We start from the raw sequence: 12,841 nt of genomic DNA on the forward strand, positions 1-12,841 counted from the left end.
GCGGGGCGCCGGAACGCGCCCCGCCGCGGGCCCGGCCTCAGCGCGCCCCGGTCATCGCGTCCCGCTCAACGCGGCGCCACGCTCAGCGACAGCGCGAACCGGTCCTCGCGGTCCGTCCACCAGTGCGCCGGCTCCAGTCCGGCCGCCTCCAGTTCCGCCCGCACACCCTCCCGCCGGAACTTCGCCGACACCTCGGTGCGCAGCTCCTCCCCGGCCGCGAAGTCCACGGCCAGGTCGAGTGCCTGGACCTTCACCGACTGCGCGGTGCGCGAGCGCAGCCGCATCTCGATCCACTCGCGCTCGGCGTTCCACAGCGCCACGTGCTCGAAGGCCGCGGGCGCGAAGTCGGCCTCCAGTTCCCGGTTCATCACGGACAGCACGTTCTTGTTGAACTCGGCCGTCACCCCGGCCGCGTCGTCGTACGCCCGGACCAGGACCTCCTCGTCCTTGACCAGGTCCGTGCCCAGCAGCAGGGCGTCGCCCGGGGAGAGCCGGGCGCGCACGGCGGACAGGAACGCGGCGCGCTCCTCGGGCAGCAGGTTGCCGATGGTGCCGCCGAGGAGCGCCACCAGCCGGGGGCCCGGTGTGTCGGGCAGGGTGAGGCCCGAGGTGAAGTCGGCGATCAGCGCGTGCACCCGGAGGCCGGGACGCTCGGCGACGAGCGCCTGCCCGGCCTGGGTGAGGGCGCTCTCGCTGACGTCGACCGGCACGTAGCCGCGCAGCCCGGTCCGCTCCGTCAGCGCGTCGAGCAGCACGCGCGTCTTCTCCGAGGAGCCGGAGCCCAGTTCCACCAGGGTCCGGGCGCCGGTCGCCGCGGCGATCTCGCCGGCCCGGTCCACGAGGATCTCCCGCTCGGCCCGCGTCGGGTAGTACTCGGGCAGCGCGGTGATCTCCTCGAACAGCTCGCTGCCCCGCGCGTCGTAGAACCACTTCGGCGGCAGCTGCTTGGGCGTGCTCGTCAGGCCCGCCAGGACGTCGGCGCGCAGGGCGGCGTCCGTGGCGTCCTCGGGCAGCGTCCGGGTCAGACGGAACTGGCTCACGGGCGGGGCTCCTTCGGAGAGGCGAAAGCGTCTGTCGGCCCGGCGGCGGGGACGGCCCGGCCCGGTTCCTTGAGCGGAGTGAGCCGCACCTCCGTGCGGCTCGCCGCGAGCAGGGTGCGGTCGGGGACCGCCTGCCAGCGCGGGTCGTCGTCGTAGGGCTCCGAGGCGACGACCGTGCCGCCGCCCGGACGGGACAGGTACCACAGGGTGTCGCCCCAGGTGGTCGCGGTGATGGTGGTGCCGCTGGCGAGCAGCAGGTTGAGCCGGGAGGCGGGGGCCGCCGCGGCGACCTCCAGCACCGTCTCGGCGAGCGCCCGGCCCTCGTCGTCGCCGGCGCGCAGCCGGGCCAGGACCAGCGCCCACACGAGTGCCGAGTCGTTGCGGGCCTCCAGCGCCAGCAACTCCCCGGGCGGCAGCGTCGCGGCCACCTGCGCCAGCGAGTCCGGCCAGCCGGACACGGCACCGTTGTGGCTGAACAGCCAGGTCCCGGCGGCGAAGGGAGCGGCCGCCGCCTCGGCGTCGGCGCCCGAGAGCGTCGCGTCCCGCACGGCGGCCAGCAGGGCACCGGTCCGTACGACCCGGGCCAGGTCGGCGAAGGACTGGTCCGCCCAGATCGGCCCGGCCCGGCGGTACCGGGCGGGCACCGGGTCGCCCTCGGCGTACCAGCCGACCCCGAAGCCGTCGGCGTTGACGGTGCCGTACCGCTGGTGGCGGGGCGCCCAGGACTGGCGGTACAGGCCGTGCGGCGGCGCCACGGTGAGGGTGCCGAGCGGCTCCGCCGGGCCCACGTAGGCGAGGTGACGGCACATCAGGAGACCGCCGCCGACCGGGCGGTGCGGAACCCGGCGAAGATCTGCCGCCGGATCGGATAGTCCCAGTTGCGGAACGTGCCGCGGCAGGCCACCGCGTCCACGGCGAAGGAACCGCCGCGCAGCACCTTGTACTCCGGGCCGAAGAACACCTCCGAGTACTCCCGGTACGGGAACGCCCGGAAACCCGGGTACGGCGCGAAGTCGCTCGACGTCCACTCCCAGACGTCGCCGATCAACTGCCGTACGCCGAGCGGCGACGCGCCGGCCGGGTAGCTGCCCGCGGGTGCCGGGCGCAGGTGCCGCTGGCCGAGGTTGGCGTGCTCCGGGCCCGGTTCCGCGTCGCCCCACGGATAGCGGGCCGTGCGGTCGCCGGCCGGGTCGTGACGGGCGGCCTTCTCCCACTCCGCCTCGGTGGGCAGCCGGCGCCCGGCCCAGCGGGCGTACGCGTCGGCCTCGTACCAGGACACGTGCAGCACCGGTTCGTCGGCCGGTACCGCCTCGGTGACGCCGAAGCGGCGCCGCAGCCACTGCCCGCCGTCCCGGCGCCAGAACAGCGGGGCGGTGAGGGTGTGCCGGCGGACGTGGTCCCAGCCCTCGGGGGTCCACCAGCGCGGGTCGTCGTAGCCGCCGTCGGCGATGAACGCCTGGTAGGCGCCGTTGGTCACGGGCGTGGTGTCGATGTGGAACGGCGCCACCTCGCGCCGGTGCGCGGGGCGTTCGTTGTCCAGCGCCCACGGCTCGGTCGACGTGCCCATGGTGAAGGGGCCGCCCGGCACCAGGACCTCGGCCGGGCCGGTGAACAGCGGCACGGGGTCCGGGTCCGGGGCGGTCAGGGCCTGCGGGCCGCTGCGCAGCTGGTGCGTGATCAGCATGGTCTCGTCGTGCTGCTGCTCGTGCTGGGCGATCATCCCGAAGGCGAAGCCCGCCTCCGTCAGCCGGGTCCCGTCGAACGCGGTGCTCTCCAGCACGTCCAGGGCCCGTCCGCGCACGTCGGCCGCGTACCGGCGGGCCTCGACGGGTGACAGCAGCGGCAGGCTCGGCCGCTCGGAGCGGGGGTGCTCGAAGGCGTCGTACAGGCTGTCGATCTCCGGGCGTATCGCCTCCTGGCCGGCGACGGCGCGCAGCAGCCACTGCTCCTCCTGGTTGCCGATGTGCGCCAGGTCCCACACCAGGGGCGACATGAGCGGCGACACCTGCGCGGTCAGGTCGGGGCCCTCCACGCAACTGGTCAGCAGCGTGGTGCGCTCCCGGGCGGTGACGAGCGTGGCCAGGGCCCGCTCCCGCAGCCCCTCGGCGTCCACGGACCCCTCGCCGGCGGTCGCGGTGGCGGTCTCGTTGGTGGGGTCGGTCATGAGCGGGTCTCCCTCCCGTGCGGGCCACGGCCGGCGCCGCCCGGCACGTCCAGCAGATCGTCGGCGGGGCAGCGGCCCCTGAGGACGTAGCGCTCCAGGTACCCGGCGACGGCATCGGTCACCTCGGCCGTCGCGCCGAGCCGGGGCAGTGCGGCGAGCGCCGCGGTGAAACAGGCGGCGGCCGCCTCGCGCAGCTCGGGATCGGTCAGCGCGTCCCGGGCCGCGGCCTCGTACAGCGGATTGTGCGGCGCGGGCAGGCCCAGCGTGCGCTCGGCCAGGGGTTTGACGGCCCGGTAGGCGGTCTCGGTGGCCTCCGGGTCGTCGAAGAGCGCGGCGGTCACCGCGAGCGGCACGATCCAGCCGTCGTCCCCGGGCTGCGCGTCGATCATGCGCAGCTCCAGGTGGCCGCGCGGCCGCACCGGCGGGAAGAGGGTGGTGAGGTGGTAGTCGAGGTCCTCCCGGGTCGGCGGCCTGGGCACCAGCTCGCGGGTCCACTCCCGCAGGGTCAGGCCCTCCGGCACGTCCCAGGGCCCGCCGTCCCGGCGGACGCACATCACCGGGGCGTCCAGCACGTGCCGCGCCCAGGTGCCGCGCGGGTCGGTGTTCAGCCGGGGGCCGCCCGCCCGGCCGGTACCGATCTGCGCCCAGCGCAGCTGCCGGGTGGACCGCCAGCCGGTGGGCCGGCCGCCGGACAGCGGGGAGTTGGCGAACGCGGCCAGCAGGACCGCGCCCAGATGATGGGCCAGCCACCAGCGGCGTACGTGCCCCAGCGGCCCGGGCTCCTCGTGCCCCGCGTCCACACACACCTGCACCGAGGCGGAGGCGCACATCATGAAGCGGCCGCCGGGACCGGCGCGGTCCAGACAGGCCTCCATGGCGTCGTAGCGCGGCTGGCGCAGATAGCGGCGCGGCGGGTGCCAGGGATCGTGGCCGAGGCCGACCAGGGCGAGACCGTCCTCGCGCAGTACGGCACGGACGGCGTCGAGATCGGCGGAGACGGAGCGGACGCACTCCGTCAGCGAGGCGGCGGGAAGGGAGCTCAGCTCCAGCTGGCCGCCGGGCTCGACGGTCAGCGCCGACCTCAGGGGAACGGCCCGCAGCGCGGTGTACATCGCGCGCAGCCGTTCGGGTGACACGGGGAGCCGCGGCGCGCGCGGCTCGTGGACGAGCCATTCCACCTCGACGCCGAGGCGTTCGGGCGGACCGGTCTTGAAGCAGATGCCGTGGACCAGCGCCTCGACCTCGGCCTCACTGACGGCGGTGCGTGGCCGGATACAGCCACCAACCGAATCGGACATGTCGGGATCCTCCTGAGATTCCACCATGTCGCCGGCCCCTCTGTGGTGGGCCGGGCCGGCACACTCGTCCCACCCAAGACCTTCATGCCGCTCCGCACAAGGGTGCATATCGGGACGTTCTCGCTCGGTAATCTCCGCGATCCGACTGTTCACGGGGGCCTTCCCCGCCGTTCGCCGTTCGGGAAACTCCGTTGCGCGCACCACCAGCATCACCCAGGATTCCCGCATGAGCACGACGGGGGGAGCGCGCGCCTGCGGGGCATCGCACAGCGGACCGAGCAGATCGTCGCGGCCGGGTCCTACCGCACGTCCGACGACCGCGAGGTGTCCGTCGCGGCCGCCGTCGAGGCGGCCCGGGACGGCACGCGGACGCACGGACCGGGGCCCGTCGAGCCGGCCCCCTCAACCCCCGTGCGGACGGTCATCGAGGTCACCGGCGAGAGCAGCCTGGAAGCCGCCCGGCGGCTCGGCGGCACGGTCGCCGTGCTGAACTTCGCCTCCGCCCGCAATCCCGGCGGCGGCTACCTCAACGGCGCCCAGGCCCAGGAGGAAGCGCTGTGCCGGGCCTCCGCGCTGTACACCTGCCTGCTGCGGGCGCGCGAGTTCTACGACCACCACCGCGCCCACCGCGACCCGTTCTACACGGACCGCGTCATCCACTCGCCCGCCGTGCCCGTCTTCCGCGACGACCGCGGCCGCCTGCTGGACGAGCCGTACCAGGCCGGATTCCTCACCTCCGCCGCGCCCAACGCCGGCGTGGTGCTGCGCACGGCCCCGGAACGCGCCGCGGAACTCCCCGCCGCGCTCGCGGTGCGCGCCGAGCGGGTGCTGGAGACCGCCGCGGCCCACGGGTACCGGCGCCTCGTGCTGGGCGCCTGGGGCTGCGGGGTGTTCCGCAACGACCCCGCCCAGGTGGCGGGCGCGTTCCGGGCGCTGCTCGGGCCCGGCGGACGGTTCGACGGGACCTTCGAACGAGTGGCGTTCGGCATCCTGGACCGCACCCCGGGCGGCACCGTCCGGGCGGCGTTCGAGCACGCCTTCCCCAAGGGCGCGGGCCGTTCCGCCGCTCAGTTCCAGCCGTAGCGCTCCCGCAGCCGCTGCCGTACGAGGTCGAAGCGCATCCGGTCCAGGGCGCACGCCTCGCGGCGCATCCCCGCGTCGTGCAGGCGCAGCACCCGGTCCACGTCGACCCAGGAGTCCCGTCCCGAGCGGTCCCAGGGCCCGCTGCCGATCGGCACCCACTCCCGGTCCCCGTCGTGCCGCTTGCTGGAGAGCTGCACCGCCAGCACCGTGCCCGCCGCCTCCCGGGCCACGACGAGCACGGGCCGGTCCTTGCCCCGGCCGTCGGCCTCCTCATAGGGCACCCACGTCCAGACGATCTCGCCGGGATCGGGGTCGCCGTCGTGCGCGGGGGCGTACTCGGTCCGTACCCGGCCCACTTCCCGGGGATCGGCCTCGGTGGTGGCGAAGGGCCCGTAACGGCCCGGGACGGTCCCGCCGTTGCTGTCGATGTCGTCGGTAAAGGCGCTCACGGCCGTACCGTACGGGACGTGCGCGCGCGGACGCGCGGGGACCCGCGTCCGGTGGCAGGCTGGCCCCCGGGCCCCGTGCTGTCGGGGCCGGGCCACCGACCGCACGCATCCGCACGAGTCAGTCCGAGGCAGAAGGCGACGTCATGACCGACCAGCTCACCGTGAGCGTCCTGGGCACCGGCATCATGGGTGCCGCGATGGCCCGCAACCTGGTCCGCGCCGGGCACACCGTCCGCGTCTGGAACCGCAGCCGGGACAAGGCCGAGCCGCTGGCCGCCGACGGCGCGCACGTCGCCGACGGCCCGGACGAGGCCGTACGCGGCGCCGACGTCGTCCTCACCATGCTGTACGACGGCCCGGCCGCCCTCGACGTCATGCGGCGGGCCGCGCCCGGCCTGAGCCCCGGCACCGTGTGGGCGCAGTCCACCACCGCGGGCGTCGACGCGGTCGCCGACCTGGCCGCCTTCGCCCACGAGCACGGCCTCGTCTTCCTCGACGCCCCCGTCCTCGGCACCCGTCAGCCCGCGGAGGCCGGTCAGTTGCTGGTGCTGGCCGCGGGCCCCCGGGCGGCGCGGGACACGGTGGCGCCCGTCTTCGACGCCGTCGGCTCCCGCACCGTGTGGACCGGCGAGGACGGCGCGGCCGGCAGCGCGACCCGGCTGAAACTGGTGGCCAACAGCTGGGTCCTCGCCGCCACCAACGCGGTCGGCGAGGTCCTGGCACTCGCCAAGGCGCTGGGCGTGGAGCCCGACGGCTTCTTCGACGCCATCGCCGGCGGCCCGCTCGACATGGGCTACCTGCGGGCCAAGGCCGCTCTGATCCGCGACGGAGCGCTGACACCCGCCCAGTTCGCCGTCACCACCGCCGAGAAGGACGCCCGTCTGATCGTGGAGGCGGGCGAGGCCAACGGCGTCCGGCTGGACCTCGCCGCGGCCGGCGCGGAACGCTTCGCCCGGGCCGCCGCCCAGGGACACGGCGACGACGACATGGCGGCGGCCTACTTCGCCAGTTTCGAGGAGAAGACGACCGACTGAGCCCACCCGGGGTACCGGGTGCACGAGACGAACGGAACGCCGGAGACCGGACCCGGCCCCCGGACCCGGCCCGCACCACAACCGCACACAACCGAAGGAGTCCGCATGTCCAAGCCGCCGCTGCCGCCCGAGGCCGTGGAAATGCTGCGCCGCCCCAACCCGTGCGTCATGGCCACCCTCCGCTCGGACGGCGCCCCCGTCTCCACACCCACCTGGTACGCGTGGGACGACGACGGCCGCGTGCTGGTCAACCTCGACGCGGGCCGGGTCCGTCTGGGCCACCTGCGCCGCGACCCGCGCGTCACCCTCACCGTCCTCGCCGGTGACGACTGGTACACCCACGTCACCCTCATCGGCCGCGTCGCCGAGATGCGCGACGACGAGGACCTCTCCGGCATCGACCGCCTCTCCCGGCACTACACGGGCAACCCCTACCCGGACCGGAAGCGGCCCCGGGTCAGCGCCTGGATCGAGGTGGAGCGCTGGCACGGCTGGGGGGCGATGAAGGACAGCGACCAGTCCGGCTGAGACGGGACGCGGGAGCGGACCCGGGCGTATGATCTTCGGGCGGCATCGCGTGTCGGTCACCGTCCGGGTGAGGCATGGAGGCGCCGCGGAGATGCCCGTGGAGGCATTGACCCGTGTCAGTCGAGTTCAACCACACCATCGTTCTCTCCCGCGACCGGGAGAAGTCCGCCCGTTTCCTGGCCGAGATCCTGGACCTCGAGGTCGGCGATCCGGCCGGAGTGTTCCTGCCCGTGAAGACCGCCAACGGCGTCACCCTCGATTTCGCCACCGTCGACATCGACATCGTCGTGCAGCACTACGCGTTCCTCGTCTCCGAGGACGAGTTCGACGGCGTCCTCGCCCGGCTCGTCGAGGGCGGGGTCCCCATCCAGGCCGACCCGCCCGGCCGGCACCCGCGCCGGATCAACCGCAACGACGGCGGCCGGGGCGTGTACTTCACCGACCCGTCCGGGCACGGCATGGAGGCCTTCACCCGCCCCTACGGCAGTGACCCGTCCTCGCCGCTGAACGGTGTCACTCAGGACGTTCCCGGGGCTCGCTGACGGGGTCCCACCCGTCCCCGGCGGGCTCCACCGGGGACGGACCGGACGCGGGTTCCCGCCGCGGCAGCAGCAGCGGTGTCGCCAGCATCAGGACACCCGCGAGCGCGACCGCCGTACGCGTTCCGACGAAGCCCGCCAGCAGACCCCACACCGCGGTCAGGGCCGCGGTCGTCAACTTCCCGCTGATCGTCCAGGCGGACAGGGTGCGCGCCACCCTGTCCGCCGGCGTCAGCTCCAGCCGGCGGGTCGCGAACACCGGGTTGTACACGCCCACCGAGGTGATCAGCCCGAACTCGACCACCATCACCAGGACGAGCCCCGCCGTCCCCGGCCCGACGAAGGCCAGGCCGACGGGCCAGCACACGCGCAGCACCCCACTGGTGACCAGCACCCGGTGCTCCCCGAAGCGCGCCACCAGTGGACGGGCCAGCCGCGAGCCGACCAGTCCGCCGACGCAGGGCACCGCGAAGGCGAGGCCGTACTGCCAGGGCGCGAAGCCCAGATCGCCCAGCATCAGCACGGCGAGCAGCGGCGTGGTGGCCATGATCAGCGCGTTGACCAGGACCGTGTTGAGGAACAGCGGACGCAGAACCGGCGAGTCGAGCACGTACCGCCAGCCGTCCAGCAGGTCACCGGCACGCAACCGGGGGACGTCCGCGCGCCGCGGGCGCGGCTCCCCGCCCCCGATCGCCCGGATCCCCAGCGCCGAGAGGAGGTGGCTGACCGCGTCGACCGCCACCGTCACCACCGGACCGAAGAGCCCGATCGCGGCCCCGCCGACGGGAGGCCCGAGCATGGTCGCGGTCCACGTCGTCGCCTCGAGCCGGCCGTTCGCGGTCAGCAGGTCGGGCGGACGTACCAGAGCCTTGAGACAGGAACCGGCGGCGGCCCGGAACGTGATGTCGGCCGCGGCGACGACGACCGACACCACGAGCAACTGGGCGAAGCCGAGCCGCCCGAAGGCGTACGCCAGCGGCACGCTCAGCAGCACCGCGCACCGCAGCAGGTCCGTGCCGATCATCACCGGGCGCTTGCGCCGGAACTCCACCCACGGCCCCAGCGGCACCGCCACCACCGCGCCCACCGCGAGCCCCGCAGCCGCGAGCGCCGCCACCCGCCCCGGCCCGGCGTCCAGCACCATGACCGCGATCAACGGAAAGGCGTCGAACGCGAGCCGCGTGCCGAAGGTGCTGACGGCGTACGCGCCCCACAGCCATCCGAACCGCCGCCCCAACGAACCGCCGGCCACCACGTCCGACCCGACTTCACCCGTCTTCGCCACGCCGGACATCCAAGCGAGCCGGGGCCGCGCGGATCAAACAACCGCCCGCCCGCGGGTACAACCATCCGTTGTCCACAGCGGTGACGTACGGGTCCCGTTCCGCCCCGCGGCCCCTCCCGCCCGCACGCCTACCGCGTCAGCAGCTTCCGCAGCGCCCCCGCGACCTCGCCCGGTGCCTCCTCCGCCATGAAGTGCCCGCAGCCGACGGTCTCGTGCCGCAGGTCAGGCGCCCACGCGCGCCACAGGGCGGCGGCGTCGTAGCCCAGCGCGGCGCCCCAGTCCTGCTGGAGGACGGTCACCGGCATCCGCAGCCGGTTGCCGTTCGCCAGGTCCGCCCGGTCGTGGTCGACGTCGATGCCGGCCGAGGCTCGGTAGTCGGCCACGATGGAGGGCACCGCCTCACGGGACGCCTTCAGATAGGCGGCGCGGACGTCGGCGGGCAGGGCGTTCGGGTCCCGGGTCCAGATGTCGAGGAAGTGACCGAAGAACGCGTCCGGCGCGGCGCCGATCAACTGCTCGGGCAGCCCCGGCGGCTGGGCCATCAGATACAGGTGGAAGCCCACCGCCGCCGTCGTCCCGCGCAGGACGTCCCACATGTCCAGGGTCGGCAGCACGTCCAGCGCGGCCAGGTGCGTCACCGCGTCGGGGTGGTCGAGCCCGGCGCGCACCGCGACGAGCGCACCCCGGTCGTGACCGGCGAGCGCGAACCGCTCGTGCCCCAGCTCCCGGGCCAGGGCGACCACGTCGGCGGCCATGGCCCGCTTGGCGTACGCGGTGCCGTCCGGGTCGGCGGGCTTGTCGCTGGCGCCGTAGCCGCGCAGGTCGGGGCAGATGACCGTGTGGTCGGCGGCCAGGTCGGCGGCGACGTGCCGCCACATCAGGTGGGTCTGGGGGAAGCCGTGCAGCAGCACGACCGGCGTGCCGGTGCCGCCGACCGCCACATGCAGGTCGATGCCGTCCGTGACCGTCACGCGGTCGTGGGTGAAGCCGGGGATGCCGGGGATGCCGGGGATGGTCGATTCCATGGTTCGTCTGTGCCTCTCCGTGTCCTTCCGCGGTCCGGTCCGCGCTCTGTTCCGCGACCGGTCCGCGGTCTGTGCTCGCGTCGCCGGGGCGACGACCGCGACCCTGCCGCGCGTGGATCAGCAACCGATCAGCAACCGGCCCGCGGCCCCGTCGGGAGGAGGCCCGCACGCGTACCGTGGTGGTCGCACGCGCGGTGGCGGATCGGAGCGGACGGAACATGGAAGCGGTCACGTTCGGTGTGCTCGGCGCGGTCACCGCCGGACACGGCGGCCATGTCCTCGCCCTCAAGGGCCCCCGGCACCGTGCCGTGCTGGCCCGGCTGGTCCTGGCCCGGCGGCGGGTCGTCCCGGTGGCCCGTCTGGTCGAGGACCTGTGGGACGACGCGCCGCCGCCGCGGGCCGTGGGAGCGGTCCGCACCTTCGTCGGAGACCTGCGCCGCGCCCTGGAACCCGACCGGCCGCCGCGCGCCCCGGCACGGCTGCTGGTCACCGAGGGCCCCGGTTACGCCCTGCGCGCGGCGCCGGACGCCGTGGACGCGTGGCGCTTCGAGGCCGCGGTCGCGGAGGCCGACCGCTTGCCGGCCGCCCGGGCCCCCGAACGGCTGCGGGCGGCGCTGGGGAGTGGCGCGGCCCCGCCTACGCCGAGTTCGGCGGCCGGGAGTGGGCCCGCGGCGAGCGCTCCCGGCTCACCGAACTGCGGCTGCGCGCCGTCGAACGCCGGGCCGAACTGCTCGTGGACCTCGGCCGCGCCGCCGAGGCGGTCCCCGACCTCGACGCCCACCTCACCGAGCACCCCTGGCGGGAGGAGTCCTGGCGCCTGCTCGCCCTCGCCCTGTACCGGACCGGACGGCAGGCCGACGCCCTCGCCGTGCTGCGCCGGGCCCGCGCCCTGCTGGCCCGGGACCTGGGCATCGACCCGGGACCCCGGCTGCGCCGCCTGGAGGCCGGCATCCTCGCCCAGGACCCGGACCTGGACCCGCCCGGCGAACCGGCGGAAGCGGCGGCCCGGCTGTGGGCCCGGGCCACGGAGGCGTACGACCGCACCGTCGCCGCCGGTGCCCGCGCCCGTCTGGAATCCACCGTCGGCCTGCTGCGGAACCTCGCCGTCACCGGTGGCGGCGGCCTGGAGGCGGCCCGCGAGCACCGGATGACGGCGGTCACCGCGGCGGAGGAGACGGGCGACGCGGAACTGACGGCCCGGGTGATCGGCGCCTGGGACGTCCCCGCCAACTGGACCCGCAGCGACGACCCCGAACTGGCCCGGCGGATCGTCGCGGCGGCCGAGCGCACCCTCGCCGCCCTGCCGGAGGACCGCACCGCCGACGCGGCCCGCTGCCGCCTGCTGGCCACCGTCGCCCTGGAGTCGCGGGGCGTACGGTCCCCGCGCGGGCCGGGGGCGGCGGCCGAGGCCGAGCGGCTCGCCCGACGCCTGGACGACCCCGCGCTCCTCGCGTTCGCCCTCAACGGCGTCTTCATGCAGTCGTGCACCCGCGCCGGACTGGCTCCGCGCCGCGACGCGACCGGCGCCGAACTCGTCGCCCTCGGCACCCGGCACGACCTGGTCAACCACACGGTGCTCGGCCACCTCGTCCGGCTCCAGGCACGCTCGGCCCTCGCCGACCTCACCGCCGCCGACACGCACATGACGGCCGTCCAGCGCCTCGCCGAACGGCACGAGCGGCCGCTCGTATCCGTCTTCACCCAGTGGTACCTGGCCCTGCGCGCGGCCGTCTTGGGCAGCCCGTACGACAGCGTCGAGGCCGCCTACCGGTCGGCCGCCGCCGGGCTCGAGGGGGCCGGGATGCCGGGCCTGGAACGCGGACTCCTGCCCCTCGCCCTGCTCGGACTGCGCCTGGCCCGCGGCCGCCCCGCGGACGTGGACCCGCACGCGGACTGGGGGCCGTACCGGCCCTGGGCCGAGCCGTTCGCCCTACTGGCCGAGGGCCGCCACACCGCCGCCCGCGACGCCCTGCGGGCCCTGGCCGAACCGCCGCCCGACCTCCTCTACGAGGCACTGTGCTGCGCCGAGGCCGCGCTCGCCCTCGCCCTCGGCGACCGCCCGGCCCTGCGGCGGGCGTACGACAGGCTGCTGCCCGCGTCCGGTGAGATCGCGGGCGCGGGCAGCGGGCTGCTCACCTTCGGGCCGGTCGCGGGATGGCTCGACGCGATCCGTCGGGCACTCGGGGCGTGAAGGCGGCGGGATCGGTGTGGACATCGCGGGCTCCTCGTCGGGGGCCGGCGCGGTGGGGCCGTACATCCAGTCGGTGAAGCCGTAGTGGTACGCGTCCCGCTCCCGTCCGCAGGGAGGACATGTGGATCCGGGACAGCGGAATCCCGCCCGCGGCTACCACGCGGCGGGACACCGACCGGGGTTGCTCCGGCCCCCGCCGGGTACC

The 12,841-nt window shown here is 75.2% G+C and carries 11 protein-coding genes and 1 pseudogene; 5 read left to right on the forward strand and 7 right to left on the reverse strand.

What is annotated here, in order from left to right:
- Positions 1–65: 65 nt before the first annotated feature.
- The 4 genes from egtD to egtA are packed head-to-tail and all read right to left on the reverse strand — an operon-like array spanning position 66 to position 4,502.
- Complete coding sequence (gene egtD, locus BJ961_RS14360) at positions 66–1,040, reverse strand: L-histidine N(alpha)-methyltransferase (RefSeq protein ID WP_271413202.1); 975 nt, start codon at positions 1,038–1,040, stop codon at positions 66–68.
- Entirely contained in the window at positions 1,037–1,849 is an 813-nt protein-coding gene (gene egtC, locus BJ961_RS14365; RefSeq protein ID WP_271413203.1) for an ergothioneine biosynthesis protein EgtC, read from the reverse strand. The genes egtD and egtC overlap by 4 nt, the downstream gene beginning before the upstream one ends.
- Positions 1,849–3,204: an ergothioneine biosynthesis protein EgtB gene (gene egtB, locus BJ961_RS14370; protein WP_271413204.1), complete on the reverse strand. Its 1,356-nt coding sequence runs from the start codon at positions 3,202–3,204 to the stop codon at positions 1,849–1,851. Before egtB ends, egtC begins: the two co-directional genes overlap by 1 nt.
- The gene (gene egtA / locus BJ961_RS14375) at positions 3,201–4,502 is read right to left on the reverse strand and encodes an ergothioneine biosynthesis glutamate--cysteine ligase EgtA (RefSeq protein ID WP_271413205.1); all 1,302 of its coding nucleotides are present in this window, start codon (positions 4,500–4,502) and stop codon (positions 3,201–3,203) included. The genes egtB and egtA overlap by 4 nt, the downstream gene beginning before the upstream one ends.
- Positions 4,503–4,586: 84 nt before the next feature.
- Between egtA and BJ961_RS14380 the strand changes: the two genes are divergently transcribed.
- Complete coding sequence (locus BJ961_RS14380; RefSeq protein WP_408648679.1) at positions 4,587–5,585, forward strand: TIGR02452 family protein; 999 nt, start codon at positions 4,587–4,589, stop codon at positions 5,583–5,585.
- On the opposite strand, the gene BJ961_RS14385 is transcribed toward BJ961_RS14380, so the two are convergent.
- The gene (locus BJ961_RS14385; protein ID WP_271413206.1) at positions 5,570–6,034 is read right to left on the reverse strand and encodes a type II toxin-antitoxin system PemK/MazF family toxin; all 465 of its coding nucleotides are present in this window, start codon (positions 6,032–6,034) and stop codon (positions 5,570–5,572) included. The genes BJ961_RS14380 and BJ961_RS14385 overlap by 16 nt on opposite strands.
- 143 nt (positions 6,035–6,177) lie before the next feature.
- Here BJ961_RS14385 and BJ961_RS14390 point away from each other — a divergent pair, with 143 nt between their 5' ends.
- From BJ961_RS14390 to BJ961_RS14400, 3 genes are all read left to right on the forward strand, one after another.
- Entirely contained in the window at positions 6,178–7,068 is an 891-nt protein-coding gene (locus BJ961_RS14390) for an NAD(P)-dependent oxidoreductase (RefSeq protein WP_271413207.1), read from the forward strand.
- Positions 7,069–7,173: 105 nt separating this feature from the next.
- Positions 7,174–7,596 carry a PPOX class F420-dependent oxidoreductase gene (locus BJ961_RS14395; RefSeq protein ID WP_271413208.1) on the forward strand — a complete coding sequence of 141 codons (423 nt, stop codon included), beginning with the start codon at positions 7,174–7,176 and terminating at the stop codon, positions 7,594–7,596.
- A gap of 113 nt (positions 7,597–7,709) precedes the next feature.
- Positions 7,710–8,138 (forward strand): VOC family protein, encoded by a 429-nt coding sequence (locus tag BJ961_RS14400; protein WP_271413209.1) that lies wholly within the window; start codon positions 7,710–7,712, stop codon positions 8,136–8,138.
- Here BJ961_RS14400 and BJ961_RS14405 read toward each other — a convergent pair.
- Positions 8,110–9,429, reverse strand: coding sequence for an MFS transporter (locus BJ961_RS14405; protein ID WP_271413210.1), 1,320 nt, complete (start codon positions 9,427–9,429; stop codon positions 8,110–8,112). The two genes, BJ961_RS14400 and BJ961_RS14405, sit on opposite strands and share 29 nt — an antisense overlap.
- A gap of 119 nt (positions 9,430–9,548) precedes the next feature.
- Entirely contained in the window at positions 9,549–10,445 is an 897-nt protein-coding gene (locus BJ961_RS14410) for an alpha/beta fold hydrolase (protein WP_271413211.1), read from the reverse strand.
- A gap of 218 nt (positions 10,446–10,663) precedes the next feature.
- Between BJ961_RS14410 and BJ961_RS14415 the strand changes: the two are divergent.
- A pseudogene (locus BJ961_RS14415) lies at positions 10,664–12,636 on the forward strand (AfsR/SARP family transcriptional regulator).
- Positions 12,637–12,841 lie beyond the last annotated feature (205 nt).

The organism is Streptomyces lienomycini, from assembly GCF_027947595.1.
GTDB classification, from domain to species: domain Bacteria; phylum Actinomycetota; class Actinomycetes; order Streptomycetales; family Streptomycetaceae; genus Streptomyces; species Streptomyces lienomycini.

Bases quoted from the DNA above. Each gene is read 5' to 3' on its own strand.
- BJ961_RS14410 (WP_271413211.1), bottom strand. From the start codon at position 10,445: ATGGAATCGACCATCCCCGGCATCCCCGGCATCCCCGGCTTCACCCAC.
- BJ961_RS14395 (WP_271413208.1), top strand. From the start codon at position 7,174: ATGTCCAAGCCGCCGCTGCCGCCCGAGGCCGTGGAAATGCTGCGCCGC.
- BJ961_RS14380 (WP_408648679.1), top strand. From the start codon at position 4,587: ATGCCGCTCCGCACAAGGGTGCATATCGGGACGTTCTCGCTCGGTAAT.
- BJ961_RS14390 (WP_271413207.1), top strand. From the start codon at position 6,178: ATGACCGACCAGCTCACCGTGAGCGTCCTGGGCACCGGCATCATGGGT.
- BJ961_RS14405 (WP_271413210.1), bottom strand. From the start codon at position 9,429: ATGTCCGGCGTGGCGAAGACGGGTGAAGTCGGGTCGGACGTGGTGGCC.
- egtB (WP_271413204.1), bottom strand. From the start codon at position 3,204: ATGACCGACCCCACCAACGAGACCGCCACCGCGACCGCCGGCGAGGGG.
- egtA (WP_271413205.1), bottom strand. From the start codon at position 4,502: ATGTCCGATTCGGTTGGTGGCTGTATCCGGCCACGCACCGCCGTCAGT.
- egtC (WP_271413203.1), bottom strand. From the start codon at position 1,849: ATGTGCCGTCACCTCGCCTACGTGGGCCCGGCGGAGCCGCTCGGCACC.